Annotated in this window: 21 protein-coding genes; 5 read left to right on the forward strand and 16 right to left on the reverse strand. The window is 62.8% G+C overall.

The features are described from left to right. Positions 1 to 34: 34 nt before the first annotated feature. The 5 genes from HHL14_RS06855 to HHL14_RS06875 all read right to left on the reverse strand — a co-directional run bounded on the left by HHL14_RS06855 (position 35) and on the right by HHL14_RS06875 (position 4,141). Entirely contained in the window at positions 35 to 421 is a 387-nt protein-coding gene (locus HHL14_RS06855; protein ID WP_169496799.1) for a response regulator transcription factor, read from the reverse strand. A gap of 167 nt (positions 422 to 588) precedes the next feature. After that, positions 589 to 1,212 (reverse strand): response regulator transcription factor, encoded by a 624-nt coding sequence (locus HHL14_RS06860; RefSeq protein WP_169496800.1) that lies wholly within the window; start codon positions 1,210 to 1,212, stop codon positions 589 to 591. Then, entirely contained in the window at positions 1,209 to 2,453 is a 1,245-nt protein-coding gene (locus tag HHL14_RS06865) for a PAS domain-containing sensor histidine kinase (RefSeq protein WP_230412939.1), read from the reverse strand. The genes HHL14_RS06860 and HHL14_RS06865 overlap by 4 nt, the downstream gene beginning before the upstream one ends. A gap of 622 nt (positions 2,454 to 3,075) precedes the next feature. Continuing rightward, positions 3,076 to 3,387, reverse strand: coding sequence for a hypothetical protein (locus HHL14_RS06870; protein WP_169496802.1), 312 nt, complete (start codon positions 3,385 to 3,387; stop codon positions 3,076 to 3,078). A 166-nt stretch (positions 3,388 to 3,553) separates the two neighbouring features. Then, a complete protein-coding gene (locus HHL14_RS06875; RefSeq protein ID WP_407945263.1) occupies positions 3,554 to 4,141 on the reverse strand; it encodes a BPSL1445 family SYLF domain-containing lipoprotein in 588 nt (195 codons plus the stop codon). 431 nt (positions 4,142 to 4,572) lie between these two features. Here HHL14_RS06875 and ppk2 point away from each other — a divergent pair, with 431 nt between their 5' ends. Continuing rightward, positions 4,573 to 5,394 carry a polyphosphate kinase 2 gene (gene ppk2 / locus HHL14_RS06880; protein WP_169496804.1) on the forward strand — a complete coding sequence of 274 codons (822 nt, stop codon included), beginning with the start codon at positions 4,573 to 4,575 and terminating at the stop codon, positions 5,392 to 5,394. 106 nt (positions 5,395 to 5,500) lie between these two features. Here the strand turns inward: ppk2 and HHL14_RS06885 are convergent, their stop codons facing one another. The 7 genes from HHL14_RS06885 to HHL14_RS06915 all read right to left on the reverse strand — a co-directional run bounded on the left by HHL14_RS06885 (position 5,501) and on the right by HHL14_RS06915 (position 12,999). Beyond that, a complete protein-coding gene (locus HHL14_RS06885; RefSeq protein ID WP_329601623.1) occupies positions 5,501 to 6,514 on the reverse strand; it encodes a dipeptide ABC transporter ATP-binding protein in 1,014 nt (337 codons plus the stop codon). A 4-nt stretch (positions 6,515 to 6,518) separates the two neighbouring features. Beyond that, positions 6,519 to 7,565 (reverse strand): ABC transporter ATP-binding protein, encoded by a 1,047-nt coding sequence (locus HHL14_RS06890; RefSeq protein ID WP_169496806.1) that lies wholly within the window; start codon positions 7,563 to 7,565, stop codon positions 6,519 to 6,521. A gap of 20 nt (positions 7,566 to 7,585) precedes the next feature. Continuing rightward, entirely contained in the window at positions 7,586 to 8,503 is a 918-nt protein-coding gene (locus HHL14_RS06895) for an ABC transporter permease (RefSeq protein WP_169496807.1), read from the reverse strand. Further along, entirely contained in the window at positions 8,500 to 9,507 is a 1,008-nt protein-coding gene (locus HHL14_RS06900) for an ABC transporter permease (RefSeq protein ID WP_169496808.1), read from the reverse strand. The genes HHL14_RS06895 and HHL14_RS06900 overlap by 4 nt, the downstream gene beginning before the upstream one ends. 75 nt (positions 9,508 to 9,582) lie before the next feature. Further along, on the reverse strand, positions 9,583 to 11,112 hold the full coding sequence (locus tag HHL14_RS06905) for an ABC transporter substrate-binding protein (protein ID WP_206002217.1): 1,530 nt from the start codon (positions 11,110 to 11,112) through the stop codon (positions 9,583 to 9,585). A gap of 188 nt (positions 11,113 to 11,300) precedes the next feature. After that, positions 11,301 to 11,621: a DUF4387 domain-containing protein gene (locus HHL14_RS06910; RefSeq protein ID WP_169496809.1), complete on the reverse strand. Its 321-nt coding sequence runs from the start codon at positions 11,619 to 11,621 to the stop codon at positions 11,301 to 11,303. Between the two features lie 16 nt (positions 11,622 to 11,637). Then, positions 11,638 to 12,999 (reverse strand): acyclic terpene utilization AtuA family protein, encoded by a 1,362-nt coding sequence (locus HHL14_RS06915; RefSeq protein WP_169496810.1) that lies wholly within the window; start codon positions 12,997 to 12,999, stop codon positions 11,638 to 11,640. Between the two features lie 429 nt (positions 13,000 to 13,428). Between HHL14_RS06915 and mug the strand changes: the two genes are divergently transcribed. After that, on the forward strand, positions 13,429 to 13,959 hold the full coding sequence (gene mug, locus HHL14_RS06920; RefSeq protein ID WP_169496811.1) for a G/U mismatch-specific DNA glycosylase: 531 nt from the start codon (positions 13,429 to 13,431) through the stop codon (positions 13,957 to 13,959). Positions 13,960 to 14,025: 66 nt separating this feature from the next. On the opposite strand, the gene HHL14_RS06925 is transcribed toward mug, so the two are convergent. From HHL14_RS06925 to HHL14_RS06935, 3 genes are all read right to left on the reverse strand, one after another. Next, a complete protein-coding gene (locus HHL14_RS06925; RefSeq protein WP_169496812.1) occupies positions 14,026 to 15,027 on the reverse strand; it encodes a sigma-54 interaction domain-containing protein in 1,002 nt (333 codons plus the stop codon). Positions 15,028 to 15,114: 87 nt separating this feature from the next. After that, positions 15,115 to 15,969: a helix-turn-helix domain-containing protein gene (locus tag HHL14_RS06930; protein WP_169496813.1), complete on the reverse strand. Its 855-nt coding sequence runs from the start codon at positions 15,967 to 15,969 to the stop codon at positions 15,115 to 15,117. A 23-nt stretch (positions 15,970 to 15,992) separates the two neighbouring features. Beyond that, on the reverse strand, positions 15,993 to 16,550 hold the full coding sequence (locus tag HHL14_RS06935; protein ID WP_169496814.1) for a carboxymuconolactone decarboxylase family protein: 558 nt from the start codon (positions 16,548 to 16,550) through the stop codon (positions 15,993 to 15,995). 263 nt (positions 16,551 to 16,813) lie between these two features. Between HHL14_RS06935 and HHL14_RS06940 the strand changes: the two genes are divergently transcribed. From HHL14_RS06940 to HHL14_RS06950, 3 genes are all read left to right on the forward strand, one after another. Then, positions 16,814 to 17,830 carry an alcohol dehydrogenase gene (locus HHL14_RS06940; RefSeq protein WP_169496815.1) on the forward strand — a complete coding sequence of 339 codons (1,017 nt, stop codon included), beginning with the start codon at positions 16,814 to 16,816 and terminating at the stop codon, positions 17,828 to 17,830. 205 nt (positions 17,831 to 18,035) lie between these two features. After that, positions 18,036 to 19,931 (forward strand): FAD-binding monooxygenase, encoded by a 1,896-nt coding sequence (locus HHL14_RS06945; RefSeq protein ID WP_169496816.1) that lies wholly within the window; start codon positions 18,036 to 18,038, stop codon positions 19,929 to 19,931. Positions 19,932 to 19,971: 40 nt separating this feature from the next. Next, positions 19,972 to 20,412 carry a MarR family winged helix-turn-helix transcriptional regulator gene (locus HHL14_RS06950; protein ID WP_169496817.1) on the forward strand — a complete coding sequence of 147 codons (441 nt, stop codon included), beginning with the start codon at positions 19,972 to 19,974 and terminating at the stop codon, positions 20,410 to 20,412. 66 nt (positions 20,413 to 20,478) lie between these two features. On the opposite strand, the gene HHL14_RS06955 is transcribed toward HHL14_RS06950, so the two are convergent. Next, positions 20,479 to 21,312 (reverse strand): class II glutamine amidotransferase, encoded by an 834-nt coding sequence (locus HHL14_RS06955; protein WP_169496818.1) that lies wholly within the window; start codon positions 21,310 to 21,312, stop codon positions 20,479 to 20,481. Positions 21,313 to 21,654 lie beyond the last annotated feature (342 nt).

Here is a 21,654-nt window from a genome sequence, read left to right on the forward strand (position 1 = left end):
ATCCGCGCCGCGCGGAAGATGGTCAGCACAATGTTCAGGATGACGGATTACCGTTCACCGCCATCTCGACGGCCTTGAACAGGATCGCGCTCGTAAAGGGCTTGCGCAGATACGCGGCGGCGCCTGCCGCGAGTGCGGCCTGACGGACGGCGAGATCGTCGTAAGCGGTGATCATGATGACCGGCACGCGCATGGACGTGAGTTGACGCAGGACTTCCAGTCCATTGCTGCCAGGCATCTGGACGTCCAGGATCACGCACGCTGGCCGATAGGACGGAATTGCCGCAAGCGCATTCAGAAACTCGTCGCCGCTCGAAAACGTCTCAGCCCGAATACCTTCCGAATGCAGCAAGCGCTTGATGGCACGGCAAACCGACTCGTCATCATCGACGACAGCAATGATTTGATTAGGGTTGACCATAAGACGGCGCGAGCGCGCAGTCGCTCCGGTAAGTGGACCATTGAAGCTGTAGCCTACTTGTTGAAAGCCGAACGAGATATAAGACTTTGGTCCACTACCGGTATTGGCAACGACCGTTCAAAGCGTCCGGGCACAAGCAGGAATTGCCGTTTGCGCGAAAGCAACGATTATTCTTCGTCGGCCGCGCGGATGCCGGCCTTGCGCATGAGTCGGGCAAGTTCGACGATCGATCTCGCCTTCATCTTTTCCATCACGCGGGCCCGATGGATCTTGATGGTCTTCTCGGCCGCGCCGAGATCGCTCGCGACCTGCTTGTTCAGCCGGCCGGTCACGACGAGTTCCATCACTTCCCGCTCGCGACGCGTCAGATGAGTCATACGCTCCTCGATTTCCGCGCGTTCGCGACGGCGCCGGCTTTCTTCGCAGGCGCGTTTGAGCGCGCGGTCGACGGCTTCAAGCAACTGGGATTCGCTCGGCGGCTTGGGCAGAAAATCGAGCGCACCGCCTTTCATCGCGTCCACGCTGGAGCTGACGTCGCCATGTCCGGTCAGAAAGACGATCGGCAGCAGTTGGTCGAGTTTGCGCTGGACTTCGAGCCCACTCATACCCGGCATTTGCAGATCGAGCAGCAGACAGGCCGGCGTGCCGGTCAGATCGGCGCGCTCCAGAAAGGCCTGCGGCGTCTCGAAGCATTCGACCTGGTAGCCCGACACGCGTAGCAAACGGGCCAGCGCGCCACGTACGCTCTCGTCGTCGTCGACCACGAATACGCGAGTGGCGGTTTCGTTCATGACGCTCTCGACACGCGACCCTGTCGGATATCCGCCGCGACCGGCAGCGTGACGTGGAACGACGCGCCCTTGTCCTCATTGTTTTCCGCCCACAGCCGGCCGCGATGCGCGCTGACGATGGTGCGGCTGATCGACAGGCCGAGCCCGAGTCCTTGCGTTTTGGTCGTGAAAAACGGCCGGAAAATTTTCTCGATGCTGTCGGCGGCGAGACCTTGTCCGCGATCCTTCACCGTGATCCGCACGACATCGGCTGACTCTTCGCGCACCGAGGTTTCGACCACCCGGTCCGCCGGCGCGCAATCCTTGACCGCGTCGAACGCGTTGAGCAGCAGGTTGAGGATGACCTGCTGGATCTGCACTTTGTCGCCGCAAATCAGCGCCAGATTGTCGGCGATGTCGAAGCTCGTGCGAACGCCGCGCGTCAACGCATCGCTGTGCACGAGCAACGCGATATCGCGCACGACGTTGCCGAGGTCCAGCAACTGCAATTCGATGTCGCCTTTGCGCACGAGCGCGCGGATTTTTTGCAGCACGTCGTTCGCGCGGCAATTGTCCGTGACGATGTCCTCGAGTGCTTCGCGCAATTCCGCCGCATTGGCGGTCTTCGAATCCATGAATTTGCGCGCGGCCTGCGCGTTGAACAGAATTGCAGTAAGCGGCTGCTTCAACTCGTGCGCGAGCGAGCCGGCGAGTTCGCCCATCGAGGAGACGCGCGCGAGATGCGCGAGTTCTTTCGGGTTCCGATCGACTTCGCCGCAAGCGCTGCAGTCCGAGATCGCGGTGATCTGCAATTCCTGATCGAGCACGCGCCAACGGGTAGTTTCGGCCTCGGCGGGAAAACCGACACCGTCGCGGCGCCGCGCGATCAGCATCTGCACGGTTGCATGCGCAGTCGGCACGCCAAGATCCGCCGGGCCCGCGTGGCCGGCGTTCATGCCGTCGATCGGAAACAGCATTCCCGTCGATGCGCCGATCAGCTCTTCCTTCGTATAGCCGAACATCTGCGCGGCTCTCGCGTTGACGAAGACGATCTGGTCGTGTTGATCGACGGTAACGATCGGCACCGGCAACATTTCGAGCGCGTCCCTGAGCGGCGTTCTCACATTCAGAAGCCGGCGCACGCGACGGTCACGGCGATCGCGGCCGCCATGCAGCCATAATCCGCACGCGACGAGATAGTCCCGCCACGTGGGCGGCCCCGCCCGCTCGCGCGTGTCCTGAGTGCCATTGCGGATCGACATGCCGGCGATCCCGCGAACGGACTGCAGCGGGAGATGCCACAGTGGGAATTGCCTGGAAGTGCCGTGGATGGAAGAATCGCTGACAGGTAAGGTACCGACTTCGGAGGAGGCCGGGTGGCCTATATGACGCTGTACATAGAGTGCCATTAAAGCGTCCGCTACGCCCATTGCAAGATGTCTGCCGTGCACGATCAGATTAATCATTGGCACCTCCGCGTCCAATGCGAACGGATTCTGAACAACTGCGACGTCTTCAATTCCCAGGGATTCGAACCGCGTCGTTACCTTCACAATCCGTCTTTCGCAAAGCTTGCGGCTGAAAGCAGTATAGGCCATCAGAAATCAATTACCGGCAGTTAAATTAATTCCCGCCCGCGGCTTCGTGTGCGTTTGACACGCACCCTTCCATTTCCGACATCGGTCGCTCATTCAGGACACTATTTACGTGGTCTTTTTTAACCGGTTACCTATTCGCACGAATGGTGCCGCCCTATAAGCGCATTCGGGTGGTTCAAAACAGCCGACCCGGCGGCGGCCGTCCGCAATCGTCTTTGGTGGTGGCCGATTTGTACTATCCCCGTATTAATTCTGGCATCCTGACAGGACGGATGAGTGTTCCAGATCAATGTTTTTCACAGGGTGGATCAGGATAAATACCGATAACGGCCACGTTAATTCGCCAGCGGCGATGAGCGATTTTCATTCGTGTTGCCCAGCGCATTTTTGCACGGTATTTAGCGCGAATCACCCACGCGCTTATGCGATGATGCCGCGTTTTTATGCCCAGGCTATTGTTGAGCGGCGTGGAAAAAGCTATCGTTTTCCGGGAAGGATCGATATGCCGGCGCGCCGCTTTCGCTTTCCTCGGCCACCGATAGGACATAAAGACGGCGATATACGCAGCCTGCGCAGACAAACGCACGACGGATCGCATGTGCCGATGCCGATTCGATACGCGGCGTAGCACTTTGGCAGATGAACCATTGCGGGGTGGCATGGCGATAACGAAGCCGCGAGGCCACGCCAAAGCATGGCGTGGCCTCGCAGACGCTATCACGTGACGACGACCGGCAGCGGTCCGACCTGCCGTGCTCGCGCCGTTACAGATCGAGCCGCGTGACCTTGGTGCCGGCCAGCGAGAGGTCGGCCATCAAGCCGGTATTGGTCAAGACCAGCGCGACGACCTGCGAGGACGCCGAAGTCGTATCGATAGCGCCGTTCGCGCCGACCTTCACCAGCGAAACCGACACATCGCCGCCGACCGACCAGCCCGCCGAATTGCGGAATTTCTCGAGCGATTCCTGCGTCATGAAGAGGAAGATCACCGCGGTCGACTGCGCGCCGGCCTGCAAGCCGAACGACGCCGCCGCGGTACTGTAATAGCCAACTGTCGCGCCGTGCACGCGCAACGCCCCTTCACCGTACTCGGCGCCCACGATAAACGCCGCCTTCTTCACCGAGGGGAACACCAGCACGCCCTGAGACTTGGCCAGCAGTTCTTTCGAACCCTGTACCGTGCTAAAGAGGCGCGACAGCGTACCGTCCACGGCCGCGTCGATTTCCTGGCGTCTCGCCGCGTCGGTTTCCGGGCTCTTGCCGCTGCCGGGGGTCGTCGTGCAACCCGCCAAAACCAGACTCGCGGCCATGGTTGAAAGCGCGAGCGTTTGCACAAAGTTCCGTCTGTTCACTGTCGACCTCCGTTCTCGTTACGATACGATTCGCGCATCCTGCTGTCCGGACGGCTCGGCTTTTCTTTACGGTAATGCGGCATTGCTGCCCACGAACCGTCGACGTTTCATTCAATGGAACGACGACTGCAACGCCTCCGGTTACATGATGTCACCCGGAGACATTGGCGGAATCGGACCTTGGTCTTACGGCCAGCTCGCGGCCGATATGCGAAATGCGAAGCCGGCGGCGTCGATGGCATGAGGATGAGAGGTGGCGGCCGGACACCCCGACTGGGCGCTGCACGCACGAGCAGACGCATGCAGCTTACAGCGCGCGGTATGCCGACGATATTGGACCAAGGTCGTATGGTCTCGCCGCTCGATGCGCCTTATTTTGTAAATTGATCGTCGGCAAACGAGTTCGCGCAGTCCGCGGCGGGGAGAGAGGCATGGCCAGAACCGATTCGGAAAACGGGCAGCCCACGAAAACAGAAAACGGCACACTCTCGTATAAGGCGTATCGCAAGGCGCTATTCCAGTTGCACGTCGAACTGGTGAAATTGCAGGAATGGGTCGTGCAGACGGGCAGCAAGGTTTGCATCGTCTTCGAAGGACGCGACGGTGCGGGCAAAGGCGGCACGATCAAGGCCATTACCGAGCGCGTCAGCCCGCGTATCTTCCGTGTGGTCGCGTTGCCCGCGCCGACCGAACGAGAAAAGAGCCAGATGTATATGCAACGCTACGTGCCGCATTTCCCGGCTGCCGGAGAGGTCGTGATCTTCGACCGTAGCTGGTACAACCGCTCGGGCGTGGAGCGCGTAATGGGCTTCTGCTCCGAACAGGACGTGCAGAGCTTCTTCAAGGCCGTACCGCTGATCGAACGGGCGCTCGTCGAATCCGGGATCATCCTGCTCAAATACTGGCTCGAAGTCAGCTCCGACGAACAGACGCGCCGCCTCGAAGCGCGCATCCATGACGGCCGCAAGGTCTGGAAACTCACCGACATGGACTTGCGATCCTATAGCCGCTGGTACGACTATTCGCGCGCACGCGATGCGATGATCGCGGCGTCGGACACGGAATTCGCTTCCTGGTACATCGCGAATTCGAACGACAAGCGGCGCGCGCGGCTCAATGTCATCAGCGATCTGCTCGGCAGGATTCCGTACAAGGCGCCTCATCGCAAGAAGGTGATGTTACCGAAACGGCAGAAACCTGGCGGGTATGAGGAGTCGAACTATCCGTTTAAATACGTGGTGGAGCGGTTCTGACGCTTCACATCACGCCCGTCGCACGAAAGCCAGAGCAACATCGCGGATGCATTTCTGGGGCGGCGAGACGGAGTATCGCGCCGCCCGCCACGCCTAACCCACTCCCTCACAACCCCACCGGATAAAGATGACAAGCCACACTCTGCCCGCCGCCGATCTCCACCGCGCGCGGTTCCACCTTGCGGCAAATCTCCTGCGCATAAGGACAGCGCGAATGAAATTTGCATCCGGCGGGCGGATCGAGCGGTGACGGCAACTCGCCGCGAAGTTCGATGCGATTGCGCTTGCGCTCGGGTTCGTCGACCTGCGGCGCCGCCGACAATAACGCCTGCGTATAAGGATGCGCGGGATTCTCCAGCACGCTGCGCGACGGACCAGTCTCGACGATCTCGCCGAGGTACATCACCGCAATGCGATTGCTCACGTAACCGATCACGCCGATATCGTGCGAAATGAACAGATAGGTGAGGCCGCGTTCGCGCTTCAGATTTTCGAGTAGCTGAATGACCTGAGCCTGAATCGACACGTCGAGCGCGGACACCGGTTCGTCGCAGACGAGAAAGGCCGGATTCGCGATCAGCGCCCGCGCGATACCGATCCGCTGACGCTGTCCGCCCGAAAACTGATGCGGATAGCGGCGCAGGTGATCGGCCTTGAGCCCCACGCTCTCGATCATGAACGCCACCCGATCGCGCATCTCGCGCGGCTGCACGCCGCCCTGCAATTGCAGCGGCAAGCTCACGATCTGCTCCACCGTCTTGCGCGGATTCAGCGACGAATACGGATCCTGAAACACGATCTGCATGCGCGCGCGCATGCGCTTGAGTTCGCGCGCGTCGAGCGACGTGATGTCGACACCGTCGAACAGCACCTTCCCCGCCGTGGGTTCGTGAAGCCGCAACACCGCGCGCCCGAGCGTGCTCTTGCCGCAGCCGCTTTCGCCGATCAGCCCAAGCGTCTCACCGCGCGCGATGCTGAAACTCGCGTGATTGACCGCTCTCACCGTGCGGCCCGCTTTGCGAGTCAACCAACCGAGCGGTCCCGTGCGGTGCGCGTAGTGCTTGACGAGGCCGCGAACCTCGACGAGCGGCGCCGCTTCCATCGTATCTGTCATGTTCATGCGTTCACTCCTGCGCGAGGATGCAGCGCACCCGACGGCCATCGCCGAGCGTGTGCATGTCGATCGAGGTCCGGCAACGTTCGGTGCGCTGCGGGCAGCGCGTATAGAAACGGCACACGTCGGGCAGATCGACGAGGTCGGGCACCTGTCCTTCGATGGGCCGGATTTTCGCGTGCGGATCGGACAGGCGCGGAATCGATTCGAGCAACCCGCGCGTGTACGGATGGCGCGGATTGCCGATCACCTGCCGCGCGGTGCCGGTCTCGACGATTTGTCCGGCGTACATGACCGCGACGCGATCGCATTGCTCGACCACCACGCCAAGGTCGTGCGTAATCAGCACCACGCTCATGCCGAGCTGCTTTCGCAGGCTCGCGATCAGCTCCAGCACCTGCGCCTGGATCGTCACGTCGAGCGCGGTGGTGGGTTCGTCGGCGATCAGCAGCCGTGGGCGACAGGCAAGCGCGATCGCAATCATGATCCGCTGACGCATGCCGCCGGAGAACTGGTGAGGATAGTCGCGCAGCCGCGTCGGCGCGGACGGAATGCCGACCATCTGCATCAGCTCGATCGCCTTGCGGTTCGCGTCGGTCTTGCGCGCGCGACCACGCGCGGGCAACGTGTCGTCGTGCGCGTACAGCACTTCGGTCAACTGTTCGCCGACCGTCAGCGCGGGATTGAGCGCGGCCAGCGCGTCCTGCATCGTCATCGCGATCTCCTTGCCGCGTAGACGCCGGAGCTCCTTGCGCTCCATGCCGACGAGATTGCGTCCGCCGAATTCGACGCTGCCCGCTTCGATGCGGCCCGGCGAGCGCACGAGTCCGATCACGCTCGCAAAAGTGACGCTCTTGCCGGAGCCGGATTCGCCCACCACGCCGAGACATTCGCCGGGGAAGACGTCGAGGTCGACGCCGTCCACCGCGCGCACGACGCCGTTCGCGGTATCGAAGCAGGTGCGCAGCCCGCGAATGCGCAGCAACGCCTGCGGGTCGGCACGCGGCTGTGCCGCATCATCGCTTCGATCGGTCGGCAGCGGATGGTCCGTCGTCATGGGAAGTGTGCCGTGTGCGTTCATTCGTGGAACCTCGGATCGAAGGCGTCGCGCAATCCCTGGCTGGCCAGGTTGATCGCGAGCACGATGAGCAGGATCGCGAGGCCCGGAAAGGTGCTGACCCACCACGCGTCGAGCATGAACTCGCGGCCCGCGGCCACCATCGATCCCCACGACGCGGTCGGCGGCTGCACGCCGAGACCGAGAAACGAAAGACTCGCCTCCATGATGATCACGCTCGCCATCCGGATCGTCGAGATCACCATCACCGGCGACAGAATGTTCGGCAGGATTTCGCGCAGCATGATGTGCAGTTGCGACGCGCCCACCGCGCGCGCGGCCTCGACGTATTCGATTTCGCGCGCCGCGAGCGCTTCCGCGCGCACCAGCCGGCACGGCACGACCCACTCCTTGTACGCGAGCGCGAGGATGATGTTGTGCAGGCCGGGACCCGTGGTCGCCATCAGGCCGATCGCGAAGATCAGATACGGAAAGCCGAGCAGGATGTCGGCGACGCGCGAAATCACCGTGTCGACCCAGCCGCGCAGATAACCGGCCGCGAGACCGGCGATCGTGCCCGCCACCGTCGCGAGCACAATCACCGCAGTGCCGATAAAGATCGACACGCGCGCGCCGTAGATGATGCGCGAGAAGATGTCGCGCCCGAGGCCGTCGCACCCCAACGGAAAGGCCCACGATCCGCCGTCGAGCCATACCGGCGGTTGCAGCCGCCGCAACAGATCGGCATCGGTCGGATCGTGCGGCGCGAGCCACGGCGCGAACAGCGCCATCGCGACGAACATCAGCACGACGAGCGTCGCCGCGAGCGCGAGACGGTTGCGCATGAAGCGCTGCAGACCGCGCATGAAGATCGACTTGTCGGGTTCGCGCTGGCGTGGCGCGGCGGCGTCGAGCGGGATCAGGTCGGCAGTGTTCATAGTTGCACCTTCGGATTCACGATGGTGTAGAGCAGATCGGCGACGAAGTTGAGCAGCACGTAAATCAGCGCGTAAAGCAGCACCGCCGTCTGCACGACCGGATAGTCGCGCACGTAAATGCTTTCGACGACGAGCCGGCCGAGACCCGGCCAGCCGAACACGCTCTCGACGATCATGTTGCCGCCGAGCAGCGAACCGGTTTCCATCGCGGCGACCGTCAGGGTCGGAATCAGCGCGTTCTTCAGCGCGTGCCGGAACAGGATGCGTCGCCGGCTCAAGCCCTTGATCTCCGCGAACGTGATGTAGTCCTGGCGCAGCACGTCGAGCATCGCGGTGCGCGTGACGCGCATCAGAATCGCCGCCATCGGCAAACCGAGCGTGAGGGCTGGCAGCAGCAGATGGCGCAGCGCATTCCAGAACGCGGCGAAATTCCCTTCGAGCAGACTGTCGATCAGCAGGAAGCGGGTAATCGGCGCGACCGTCACATCAAAGCCGATGCGACCGGAGATCGGCAGCATGTGCAGATGCACCGCGAAAACGATCAGCAGCAGAATGCCGAACCAGAAGCCGGGCAACGACACGCCGAGCAGCGAGGTCACGGTCGCGATCTTGTCGAGCAGCGAATTGCGTTTGACCGCCGCGAGCACGCCGAGCGGAATCGCGACGATCAATGCGATGACGAGCGCCGCGAGCGTCAGCTCGATGGTCGCGGGGAGACGCTCGGAAATCACGTCGATCACGGGCCGCCGATGAAAATAGCTGAGCCCGAAATTGCCGCGCGCGGAGTTCAGCAGGAAGCGGCCGAAGCGCTCGACGGGCGGCAGGTCCAGCCCCATGTCGTGGCGCAACGCGGCCTCCTGCGCGGCGCTGGCGTTCTGGTCGCCGAGCATGATCTTGACCGGATCGCCGGGCGTGGTGGACATCATCACGAACACGATCACGCTGACGCCGAGCAGCACCGGTATGAGATGAAGCAGGCGCTCGACGAGTTTCTGGAATTTCATGGGCAAATCCTTTGACGGTCATGCCGTCGGTTGGATTGACGAAACGGCAGGCGCCGCGCGCGAAGCGCGGCGCCGTTATTCGACGTACGCGTTGCGCAGATCGATGCGGCCATCGGCATTCGGCGTCCAGCCTCTGAGCCGCGCGTTGACGCCATAGATGTCCTGCGGCAGCCACAGGAAGATCCACGGCGCGTCGGCGTTGACGAGCGTCTGCGCCTGCCGGTACAACTCGGCGCGCCTCGCCGGATCGACTTCGCTCGACGCCGCCGTCAGCAGCCTGTCGACTTGCGGGTTCGAATAGCCGGCCGCGTTGCCGCGCCCGCCCGTCGTCAAGGTCGGATTGACGATACCTTCGGGGTCGAGGCCCGCGTCACCCCACGAGGTGAACCACATATCGCCGCCGCCCTTATCCTTCGAACTCCATTTCGCCTTGAGCACCGAGCCCTCGCCGACCGCCACCCGGGTGCGAATGCCGACCTTCGTCAGCAGCGACGCGATCACCTCGCCCTGGTCCTCGAACGCGCCTTCCACATCGAGCGTTGCGTCGACGCCGTACGGATAGCCCGCTTCAGCGAGCAGCCGCTTTGCTTTGGCGGTGTCGTAGTCGTACGCGGGCAGCTGCGGATTGAAGCCGAACGCGTCGGGACTGAGCGGGCCGTTCAGCGGAATCGCGGTGCCCGCGAGGATCCTGTCGATCACGAGCTTTCTGTCGATCGCGTAGTTGGCGGCGCGACGCACGCGCGGATCGTTGAAAGGCGGCTTCGTGTTGTTGAGCGCGACGAAGAAGGTGCGCGTGCCGTTGACCGTGACCACCTTCGTGTCCTTGTTCGCTTCGACTTCCTTGATGCTGTGCGCGGGCAGATCGTTGATCAGATCGACGCTGCCGGCGAGTAGCGCGGCAACCCGCGACGCGCTCTCCGGAATGATCTCGAAGATCACCCGCGACGCTTTCGCGGCGCCGAGCGGCGGCGTCGCGCCGCCGTAATAGCGATCGAAACGGTCCATCACGATCGACTCGTCGCGATTCCATGCGACGAGCCGGAACGGACCGGTGCCGTTTTCCTTCGTCGCCATTCCGGCGGTGTGCACCGTGTCGACGAATTTCCGGCTCACCACCGACTGAAACGGCAGCATCGCCAGAAAACTCGGCCACGGTCGCGCGAGGATGAAGCGCACGGTGTCCTTATCGACGATCTCGACCTGCTTCAGCGGACCGAGCAAACCCGCGCGCGGACTCGTCTGGCCGTCGAGCGCACCGACCTGGCTCAGGCGGTCGAAGGTGAACTTGACGTCGGCCGCGGTCATCGGTTCGCCGTCGTGAAACTTCACGCCGTGCCGCAGCGTGAAGTCGTAGGTGGTCGCGTCGATCTGCTTCCACGAAGCGGCCAGTTGCGGAATCACATGCGCGTGACCGTCGCTCGTCAACAGGCCATCGTGCATGTTGTCGAGAATCACCTCGGTTTCCCGCTTGCGGTAGTTGCCGGGGTCCATGGTCAGCGCGTCGAGCGTATAGCCGACGCGGATGTCCTGCCCGGCCCGCGCCTGAAGCGGAACGATTCCCGCCGCGACCGTCAGCATCACGGCAACGCGCGTCAATGTCCTCAATTTCTGTCTCCGTGCTGAATGGTTCAGCGTGTTGTTCTGGGTACCGCGGTTAGGGCGCTTTCAGGTACCCACGGGTGCTTGCCGGTGCCCGCTGGTTCATGAAAGCGCCTCACTTCACTGCACTGCCGTGCGCGCCGTGCGGCGAAAGCCTGCTTCGCCGCCTGTGCCACGCTTGCCAAACTTACCGCTCAGAGCGGCACAGCGATATCGAGCAACGGCGCGTATTGCTGGGCGCCGAAGATATCGCCGTCGCCCGCGGAACCGCTCGGCTTCAGGCGAAAGATCGTGAATTTGATCGCGAGGCCCGGATCGTATTCGACGAAGTCGGAGATCCGCGCGGGCGCGATCCGGTACAACGCGGCGACGCTTTCGCGGGTCAGCACGCGCGACGCCTTCACATGTTCGTACGTTTCGCGCTCGCGAAAAATAATATCGAAGGTAATTTTATTGACCCCCGCGTTCTTGCTGCGGATGGTCTTGGCGAGTTCGCTCAGTTTTCGGTTTGCCATGGCATGTCGCTCCGCGTCAGACGCCTGCTTCGGTCAGATGAGTGGGGAAAAGCTCCATGGCATTGTCGACGGCCACGGTATGGTTGAGCGTCCAGCGGTAATCGGGGCTCGCGTGCAGCACCTCGTCGAGCGGAAACGACACCGAGCCCGCCGTGCCCTTCACGTCTTCGAGCCGCGCATAAAACATCTGCCGAAGACCGGTCAGCGTGATTTCCTCGGCCATTTCGCGGGTCGGCGCAACGCCCTGCACGAGCACGCACAGTTCGTGAGAAGGATGGTCGCGCAACGGTTCGAGTTCGCCCATCACGCCGTCGCGGCCATACACCTTGTAGTGCAGACCGTAGCCGGTCGCACCGAAACGCGCCTCGACCTGTTCGCGCGCCCACGCAATCACGCGATCGACGTTGGCGATCGTATAGGGATCGCGAATCCCGCAGATGCCGACATAGCGCTCGCCGACCTTGCCCGAGCCTTCGAGCTTCACATGAATCTTCTCCGACGGAATGAAGCGCGAGCCGGTCACGCGGGTCGTGCGTTCGGTGAGCTGCTCGTAACGGCACTCGGTCATGTCGAGCTTGCCGCCCGCGAAGAACTCGCCGAACGGGTCCGAGCGTTCGTACATCGCGTGGCCTGCCACCGACGCAATCGTGCAGCGCTGCGCGGGCAGCATCGCGGTCACCTTCACGCCGTCGTGCGAAATCTCGCCGAGCACCGTTTCCTTGCCGCCATAAGGCTCGGCGCAAAACGACGCGCATTCGAGCACCTTGCCGAGGTAGTACGCGTTATCGGCGGCAAAGCCGTGATGCAGTGCCGGCGCCGCGAACAGCGCGGCATCCGAGCTGCGTCCGCCGATGATCACGTCGGCGCCCTGGCGCAGCAGTTCGAGGTACGGATGCACGCCCGCCATCGCGACGATGCGGTCGGTCGCATCGAGCTCGGCCTCGACGAGATCGTCGAAACCATCGAGACCGGCGATGGTTTCTCCCGCCCGCAACTTGCGGCGCAGGTACTCCTTGTCCACTTCCGAATAGAAGTAGCCCACGCGAAACTTCTCGAGCCGGTGCTTGCTCGCAATCTCGGCGATCATCCGCACGTATAGATCGACGCGGCTATTCGAACCGGTGTCGCCCGCCGAGCCGATAATCATTGGCACGCCGAGCTTGCGCGACGCGAGCAGCATCTCTTCGAGGTCGTGGTACTGCCAGGCTCGCGGGCTCGTCGAAATGTCCGAGCCGAGCGGAACGGGGCCGACGTCGTCGCTGCCGGAATCGGCCGCGATGTAGTCCGGCTTCTCGGCCACGCCGAGGTGAAAGCTGCCCGCGCGTAACGGGGCGAAACCCAGATGCCCGTTAGGGCAGATGATTTTGAGTGCGCGCATGAATGTGATCGTCTCCGCAATGAGTCGTGTGTCGCGGCTGGCTGTGGCCGCGGCACCTTAAATGCAACTCCTATGCCATGCGGGGAGAGCGCTGTTTGACGGGGTTTTCGCGGGTTTTTGCGTGTTTTGGGCCTCGTGCGAGGCCTATCGGGGCAGTTGATGTGTGGATTTCGCTCAGATAAAGCGTGGCATGCGTGCGATTCGCGCATGTGGGATTTGCTCGGATCGTGGGTCACGCGCACAGGTCGTGAATCGGCATTGCCGCGGCTCACGCGCAAACCATGCGGATCGCCGCACTCGAACCCATCCGGCGCAACACCGGCGTTGCGCCGACGTTACGGTAAGCTGCGCGTTTGCCGATTGCCGTGCGTGGTCCCGCTCGCCGCATCGGTTCAATAGCACCTACGACACGAAAGGTCCGCCCCGTCCATGACTCCCGCCGATTCGCCACGCCCGCTTCCCGATGTGCTTGCGCCGGGTCTATCGCTGGTTTTTTGCGGCATCAATCCGGGCGTGCGCGCGGCTCTCGCCGGTCATCATTTCGAAGGCAGAAGCAACCGGTTCTGGCGGGCCGTGCATCTGGCGGGTTTCACGCCCGAGCAGCTTCGCCCCGAAGACGACCGCAGTTTTCTTCAATACGGTTGCGGTTTGACGACGGCGGTCGCGCGTCCGACCGCGCGCGCCGATGAGTTATCGCGAGAAGAGATCAGCGCGGCCGCGATCGAATTCGAACAGAAAATCGAGCACTACGCGCCGCGCTATATCGCGTTTCTCGGCAAGATGGCGCTGGCGGCGATATCCGGTCAACGCGACATCGAATGGGGATTGCAGAGCGGGACTTTCGGCGGTGCGCGTGTGTGGGTACTGCCGAATCCAAGTGGACTGAATCGCGCGTTCAATCTCGATGCGCTGGTAAGTGCCTACCGGGAGCTTCGGCTCGCAATCGCGGCTTCGCCGTGACGGCGATTGGCCCCGATTGGCCCCGATTGACCGCGCACGCGCCGAGGCCGTTCGCAGCGACGACGCTCAACTGCTCCCGAGCTTCGACATCTGATGCCGCAACGCATGCCGCGACAAACCCAGCTCGCGCGCGGCCATACCCTGATTGCCGTTGGTACGCGCGAGCGTCGACTGAATCAGCTCGCGCTGGAATTGCGCGGTTGCCTCATAAAATGATAGACCGCTCGCCTCGCCGGTCTCACTCTCCGTCTGTTCATCCGCTTCGGCCGGCAGCGTTTCGGGTCGAGGCTGCACGGTTTCTCGCGTAATACGTTGCGGCAGATGTTTGACGAGAATACGGTTCTCGTCTTCCAGCACGAAGATCCGTTCGAGCAGGTTCTCGAGTTCGCGCACATTGCCCGGCCACGGATAAAGACGAAAGATGTTCTCGACCTCCGGATCCAGTCCGACAATGGCGCGCTCGTAGCGCGCATTGAACTTGCGGATGAACTGCTCGGTGAGAATGAAGATATCGTCGCCCCGCTCGCGCAGCGGCGGCAGGTTGATTGAAACGACCTGAAGACGATAGTAAAGATCTTCGCGAAAGCGCCCGCTCTTCACTTCGTTGAGCAGGATCTTATTGGTAGCCGCGACGAAACGCACGTCGACCTCGATCGGCTCCACCGCACCCACACGCCGGAAACGCGTCGTATCGAGCAGACTCAGCAGCTTGGCTTGCAGTACGAGATCCATCTCACGAATCTCATCGAGAAAAACGGTGCCTCCATTGGCTGCCTCGATGAGGCCGCTCTTCTTCGCGGCCGCGCCGGTAAACGCGCCCTTCTCGTGACCGAACAGTTCCGACTCCACCAGTTCGGCTGGTATCGCCGCGCAGTTCAGATCGATAAAAGCCTTCTGTGCGCGCTGCGATTGCTGATGCAGCATGCGCGCGACGAGTCCCTTGCCGGTTCCCGTCTCCCCATAAATCAGCACGCTTCTGACCCGGCTCTGCGCGATCCGGCCAATCAGCCGACGCGCCTCCGCGATCGACGGATGATCGCCGATCAACTCGCCCTGATAGGCGGTCATGATGTTCTCCGCGTGACGTATTGTCGAAAGCGCTAACCATAGCATGTGTCACGCGTCTGTTAGAACGGCCCAAAAAATACGACACCGTTAGCGCGCCGTCGCATGCGCCGCCAGCAATTGCGAATGGCGCGCTTCGGTCTCGTCGTCGGCGGGGAACATGCATTCGACGCGCAGCTCCTGCGCGGCGATGTTCTGCGGCGTGCCGACCGTCGACACCATCGAGAAATAGCGCAGCACTTTTCCTTCGCTGATGAAGCCGAGCGGAATGACCGGCAGCGCGGGCGAAGTGGATGAAGCGGACGAGCCGTGATGTGCTTTCCAGTCGCGCGGCACATCCGGATACGCCAGCAATTCGTCGAGCAGACGCTTCGTGCTGTCGCCGATCACATGTCCGACCGACTCGCGATACACCCGTTGCAGCAAGCTGCGCGCGACCGTCTCCCAATCGGCCACGAACGGACGCATGCCGTGCGGATCGAAGATCAGATGCAGCACGTTGCGCGGCCCATCACGCGCAGCCATATCGATGAAGCAATTGAAAAAGCGCGGCGCCGCATCGTTGCTCATCAGCACGTTCCAGTCGCGGTCCATCACGAGTGCCGGAAATGGGTCGTGCTGGCGCACCACCCGTTCGAGCGCGCGCACCACGCCGTGCATTTCCTGCGCATTCCACGGCGCCTCCGAATAGACCGGCGCGTAACCCGCGGCGAGCAGCAGCGCGTTGCGTTCGCGCAGCGGGACGTCGAGCGTTTGCGCAAGCGTCAGCAGCGTGTCGCGGCCCGGCACGCTGCGTCCGCTTTCGATGAAGCTGATCTGACGCTGCGAGATGCCGGCCTCGAGCGACAGATCGAGCTGACTCACGCCACGCACATCGCGCCAGTAGCGCAGCAGATCGCCCAGTTCATTGGCGTGCCCTTTCCGATCGTCACGCGTCGCGTTCATCGTCTCTCCTTCTTCAACCGGCTTCAGCGCGTGGGCGCCCGCCACGCGAATTCCGCAAACAGCGGTTCGAGCGGCGGCTCGGTCACGCTGCCGGTGTAGTTCGTGATCGTCGACGCGGCGACCACGGCAATCACTTCGAGCAACTGCTCCGCGCTGAATCCGGCCGCGACGAAGCGTTGCCGATCTTCCGCGCTCACGCGGCCGCGCTTTTCGATCAGCGTGCGCGCGAGCGTCGACAGCGCGCCGAGCTTCGCGTCGTCGGGTGACACGCCGTTGCGCATCGCGTCGACATCGACGCGGCGCACACCCTCCTTCAACGCCAGCGCGGAATGAAACGCGACCGCCCATTCGCTCGCGTTCGTGACGGCGTTGGTGAGCAACAGCGTCTGAATCTGCTCCTCCGTCAGACTGCTCGCATGCACGCGCCCGAACAGACCGATGAAGCCGTTGATCAGCACTGGCGACGCCGCCATCGTGGCCGCGATGTTCGGAATCAGCCCGAACGTCTGCCGCAATTGCTCGAGCACGGGTTGCGATTGTGCGGGTGCGGATTCGATCGTGTGAACCGGATAGTGGGACATGGTAGCGCTCCTTGAGGTGTGCGCCATCGGTTCGACGGCGCGGTGACCGAAGAGTAGGCGTGGCGTCGCCACGCGCCAATTACATCGGATGTCATCGTTTCGCGGCATCCGGATGCCAGCATCTTTCTGGCGAGCCGTTCAGGCGCGGACTATCATGCAGGGGTTCTGCCCGAGGCTGTGCCCGTTGTCACGCTCGACCCTGAACCACGCGCGCGGCCCGTGTTCCCCTCTTGCCCCGTTTACCACTGGAAAGGAAGAACATCATGCGCAAAATGAAAGCCGTCGAGGTGAAACAGGCCGGCGGTCCGCTCGACCTCGTCGAGCGCGACGTACCCGAGCCGGGCGAAGGTCACGTGCTCATCAAAATTCAGGCATGCGGCATCTGCCATAGCGACGTATTGACCAAGGAAGGCATGTGGCCAGGTCTGACTTATCCGCGCGTGCCCGGACACGAGATCGCCGGCGTGATCGATAGCGTCGGCGCGGGGGTCGAAGGCTGGCAGGTCGGTCAGCGTGTCGGCGTCGGCTGGCATGGTGGACATTGCGGCAAATGCGAACACTGCCGCCAGGGCGACTTCGTGCTGTGCAAATACGCGCTGATCCCCGGCATCAGCTACGACGGCGGTTACGCTCAATACATGGTCGCGCCGATCGAAGCGTTGGCGCGCATTCCCGACGATCTGTCCGATGTCGACGCCGCGCCGCTGCTGTGCGCCGGCATTACGACCTTCAACGCGATACGCAATAGCGGCGCGCGCGCCGGCGACGTGGTCGCGATTCTCGGCATCGGCGGACTCGGTCATCTCGGCGTGCAGTTCGCGCGCAAGATGGGCTTTCGCACCGTGGCGATCGCGCGCGGCCAGGACAAGGCGCCGCTCGCGAAGCAGTTGGGCGCGCATCATTACATCGACAGCAAAACGGAGAACGTCGCCGAGGCGCTGCAGGCGCTGGGCGGCGCGAAACTGATTCTCGCCACGGTGACGAGCGGCAAGGCGATGAGCGCCACGCTCGGCGGTCTCGGCCTGAACGGCAAGCTCGTGATGGTCGGCATTTCGGAGGAGCCGGTCGAAGTGCCGATCGCGCAATTCATCATGGGACGCAACTCGGTGCAAGGCTGGCCGTCCGGCACCTCGGCCGATTCGCAGGACACGCTCGCGTTCAGCGCGCTCAGCGGCGTGAAGCCGATGATTGAAGAGTTCGCGCTCGCCGACGCGGCCCAGGCCTTCGACCGGATGATGAGCGGCCACGCGCGTTTCCGGGTGGTGTTGAAGATGAGTTAGTCGGCAGGCAAGCGACGGGCAGTCCGCGCCGTCCGTTTCCAAGCGACTGAAATACGGCTGTAATTCAAAGGCGGCGTTGCCGGGGCAGCGCCGTCATCCCCCTTCCACGATCAGGGTAAACCTCCATTAGCGAGTGCTTCCAATATAGTTGGTGTACGGAGTATATTTCGCTTCAAGAGATATCCAGATTACGGAGGAGTACGTCATGCAGTTTCATCTCAACGGTTTCCGTGTGGGCGACCCCACCATCGAACCCGCCGCGAGCAGCACGCATGCCGCGCAGATGCCCGACACGGTCGACGTGCTGATCATCGGCAGCGGCCCTGCGGGACTCGTGCTCGCGGCGCAACTGTCGCAATTCCCGTCGATCAGCACGCGCATTGTCGAGCGTCGCGATGGACCGTTGCAGCTCGGCCAGGCGGATGGCGTCGCGTGCCGGACCGTCGAGATGTTCAATGCGTTCGGCCTGAGCGACCGTCTGCTGCGCGAAGCCTATTGGGTCAATGAGACTGTTTTCTGGCGCCCCGACGCGCAGAACCGCGATGCGATCCACCGCACCGGACGTGTTCTGGACACCGAACCAGGTCTGTCGGAATTCCCGCACGTCATCGTCAATCAGGCGCGTTTGCAGGACTATCTGCTCGATCACATGCGCCGCTCCGCGCGACGCGTCGAGCCGGACTACGGACTCGAATTCGTCGACGTGCAGCGCGACGACACCCATGAATATCCGCTGCTCGTCACGTTGCGGCCGACCGATCCGGCGCGGCACGATCAGACCGTGAGCGTGCGGGCGCGCTACGTGGTCGGTTGCGACGGCGCGCGCAGCCGTGTGCGCGGCGCGATCGGACAAACGCTGCGCGGCGACGCTGCGAACCACGCGTGGGGCGTGATGGATGCGCTGGCCGTCAGCGACTTCCCGGACATCCGTCTGAAAGCGGCGATCCAGTCCGCGAGCAAGGGCAATCTGCTGATCATTCCGCGTGAAGGCGGCTACCTGGTGCGCTTCTACGTCGACCTCGGCGATGTCACGCCGGAGAACCGCGACAGCATCAAGCAGATCACCGTCGATCGCATCATCGAAACGGCGCAGCGCATCCTCCATCCGTACACGCTCGACGTGAAGGAAGTCGCGTGGTTCTCGGTGTACGAAGTGGGCCAACGCCTCACCGACCGCTTCGACGACGCGATCGCGGCCGACGGCAACCGTCGCGAACCGCGCGTGTTCATCGCCGGCGATGCCTGCCATACGCATAGCGCCAAGGCCGGCCAGGGCATGAACGTGTCGATGCAGGACGGCTTCAATCTCGGCTGGAAGCTCGGCGCGGTGCTGGAAGGACGCAGCGACGTCAGCCTGCTGCGCACGTATTCGGACGAACGCCAGCCGATCGCGCAGGAGCTGATCGATTTCGACAAGGAGTGGTCGGCGATGATGGCCGCGCCGCCGAAGGATCCGAACCGCCCCGAAGCCGGCGGCGTCGATCCCGCGGAATTGCAGGCGTATTTCGTGCGCGCCGGCCGCTACACCGCGGGTATCGCCACGCGTTACCGGCCGGGCGCGTTGATCGGCGAAGCGACGCATCAGGCGCTCGCGAAAGGCTTTACGATCGGCGTGCGCTTTCATTCGGCGCCGGTCGTGCGTCTCGCGGATGCCAAGCCGTTCCACCTCGGCCACGCGGCGCAAGCCGACGGCCGCTGGCGCCTGTACGCTTTCGCCGATGCGTCGCGCCGCGAGTTCGATGCGCTGTGCGAGCATCTCGACACTTCGCCCGATTCGATCCTGCGACTCGTCACGCCGAAGGACGCCGACGCGGACAGCGTCATCGATCTGCGCGCCGTGTTGCAGCAGCCGCATCGCGAGGTGCGTCTGCAGGACCTGCCCGCGTTCCTGCTGCCGCGCAAAGGACGCTACGGTCTCATCGACTACGAAAAGGCATTTACGAGCGACGCGACGGCTGATATCTTCGACGCGCGCGGCATCGATCGCGAACGTGGCGCACTCGTCGTGGTACGTCCCGACCAGTTCGTGGCCCATGTGCTTCCATTGAACGCGTATGAGGAGCTGAGCGCCTTCTTCCGGCCCATTCTTCGCGCGCGTTGAACCACCCGAAATCCGCCACCTGAAATCGGACACTCCGAAATTGCCGATCAAACCTGAAGACGCTGGCGCGCTCCCGCAATTTACCGGCAGCCTGGTGCGCCGCGCCCAACAGCGCCACGCAGCCGTGTGGCTCAGCGAAGTCTCCGCGGAAATCACGAGCGTCCAGTATGCGGCGCTCGAGGTATTGCACGGGACGCCTGGCGTCAGTCAGCGGCAACTCGGAGACCAACTCGACGTGGATCGTTCGACGATCGCCGATCTCGTCGCGCGGATGGTTCGCAATGGCCTGATCGAGCGCGACGACGATCCTGTCGACAAGCGCAGTTACGTGCTGTTTCTCACCTGCGCCGGCAAGAAGCAGCTCGCGACCTTGCGGCCGCGCGTCGAACAGGTCGAGCGCATTCTCACGGCGAGATTGACACCGGCCGAGTCGGCGCAGTTGCGGCGATTGCTGGCGGCGCTGTTGCCGCCGTTGGCTTAATCCCCCTCTTCTTTTGAACGACGGCAATGATCGGCCCGCCACTTTGCAGCGAACCGATCACCCAGTTCATTGCAGTTGCGGCTTGAACGCATACTGCTCGATCTCGCCGCCGCGCGCGACCACCGCCGTACTCTCGGGAATCTCCTGCCACCACTCCGGCAAATCCGACAGCGGCTCGGACAGGACGAGGAATGCGTTCTCGCCGGCCATCTCGATGCGCGGATCGTCGGGATACAACTCGTGCAGATGATGAAACGACGTGCTGTGAAATAGCGAGCGCGATTGTCCTTCGCTGGAATAACGCACGGCGATGATCTGCTCGCCGTCGGTCGCGCACACGGTCATGTTCAGCGGCTCGTCGACACCATGCTCGCGGCCGGTCGCTTCGACGAAGGCGACCATCCGTTCGAGCGCAGTGACGGGCGCAAGCTCCAGCCCGAAAGTCAGCGCGAGAAAAAACAGCACCTCGGAATCGGTCGAGCCTTCGATGGACGGAAACAGATCGGGCTTGATCGCCACCATCAGATCGCGGCGCAGCGCTGGATAATTGCGCACCAGCCCATTGTGCGCGAACAGCCACCGGCCATAGCGAAACGGATGACAGTTGGTTTCCTGCGATGGCGTATCGGTCGCCGCGCGCACGTGCGCGACGAACAGCGGCGAGCGAATCGCGCGCGCGGCCTCACGTAGATTGCGATCGCTCCACGCGGGCTGAATGCAGCGATAGCGGTATGGAATGTCGGTCGGATGTCCGTACCAGCCGATGCCGAAACCGTCGCCATTGGTGGTAGTGTGACCAAGCCGCGAATGCAGGCTCTGATCGATCAGCGAATGGCGGGCGTTGAACAGCACGGTTTCGAGCTGAAGCGGATTGCCGGTATAAGCGAGCCAACGGCACATGGTTGCTCTCCTGTCGGTGATGCCGTGACTACCCTACACCAGTTGGGGTGGGTGTGTTTTTTTTAGTGGCCGGAAGAGGCGTCAATGAAAAACCGAACGCTTATTTGGCGGAAGGCAGCAGACGCCAACCGCCGCCCGGAAAACCCCGCCAGGTGCGACTCCCACCGTTACGGGCCGTCCCCTACCCATGATCCTACCCATTCTTCCCGCCAGACTGAACCGCACCGGGAATGGTGGAGGCCGGTTGGTTTAAGTTAATGCGGGCACGTCATCGGCATTTCTGAGTTGCCTGGAGTAGTTTGCCTCAGCCTCGGCGGGCGGGATATAGCCGAGCGGTTCCAT

The sequence above is a fragment of the Paraburkholderia antibiotica genome, assembly GCF_012927125.1.
In the GTDB taxonomy this organism is placed as follows: Bacteria; Pseudomonadota; Gammaproteobacteria; order Burkholderiales; family Burkholderiaceae; genus Paraburkholderia; species Paraburkholderia antibiotica.

Coding starts and splice junctions, on each gene's coding strand:
- HHL14_RS06925 (WP_169496812.1), bottom strand. CDS start 15,027: ATGACCGCCTATCAGGGCGAGTTGATCGGCGATCATCCGTCGATCGCG.
- HHL14_RS06870 (WP_169496802.1), bottom strand. CDS start 3,387: ATGCGATCCGTCGTGCGTTTGTCTGCGCAGGCTGCGTATATCGCCGTC.
- HHL14_RS06865 (WP_230412939.1), bottom strand. CDS start 2,453: ATGTCGATCCGCAATGGCACTCAGGACACGCGCGAGCGGGCGGGGCCG.
- HHL14_RS06890 (WP_169496806.1), bottom strand. CDS start 7,565: ATGACGACGGACCATCCGCTGCCGACCGATCGAAGCGATGATGCGGCA.
- mug (WP_169496811.1), top strand. CDS start 13,429: ATGACTCCCGCCGATTCGCCACGCCCGCTTCCCGATGTGCTTGCGCCG.
- HHL14_RS06895 (WP_169496807.1), bottom strand. CDS start 8,503: ATGAACACTGCCGACCTGATCCCGCTCGACGCCGCCGCGCCACGCCAG.
- HHL14_RS06910 (WP_169496809.1), bottom strand. CDS start 11,621: ATGGCAAACCGAAAACTGAGCGAACTCGCCAAGACCATCCGCAGCAAG.
- HHL14_RS06935 (WP_169496814.1), bottom strand. CDS start 16,550: ATGTCCCACTATCCGGTTCACACGATCGAATCCGCACCCGCACAATCG.
- HHL14_RS06940 (WP_169496815.1), top strand. CDS start 16,814: ATGCGCAAAATGAAAGCCGTCGAGGTGAAACAGGCCGGCGGTCCGCTC.
- ppk2 (WP_169496804.1), top strand. CDS start 4,573: ATGGCCAGAACCGATTCGGAAAACGGGCAGCCCACGAAAACAGAAAAC.
- HHL14_RS06885 (WP_329601623.1), bottom strand. CDS start 6,514: ATGAACATGACAGATACGATGGAAGCGGCGCCGCTCGTCGAGGTTCGC.
- HHL14_RS06855 (WP_169496799.1), bottom strand. CDS start 421: ATGGTCAACCCTAATCAAATCATTGCTGTCGTCGATGATGACGAGTCG.
- HHL14_RS06915 (WP_169496810.1), bottom strand. CDS start 12,999: ATGCGCGCACTCAAAATCATCTGCCCTAACGGGCATCTGGGTTTCGCC.
- HHL14_RS06930 (WP_169496813.1), bottom strand. CDS start 15,969: ATGAACGCGACGCGTGACGATCGGAAAGGGCACGCCAATGAACTGGGC.
- HHL14_RS06955 (WP_169496818.1), bottom strand. CDS start 21,312: ATGTGCCGTTGGCTCGCTTATACCGGCAATCCGCTTCAGCTCGAAACC.
- HHL14_RS06860 (WP_169496800.1), bottom strand. CDS start 1,212: ATGAACGAAACCGCCACTCGCGTATTCGTGGTCGACGACGACGAGAGC.
- HHL14_RS06945 (WP_169496816.1), top strand. CDS start 18,036: ATGCAGTTTCATCTCAACGGTTTCCGTGTGGGCGACCCCACCATCGAA.
- HHL14_RS06900 (WP_169496808.1), bottom strand. CDS start 9,507: ATGAAATTCCAGAAACTCGTCGAGCGCCTGCTTCATCTCATACCGGTG.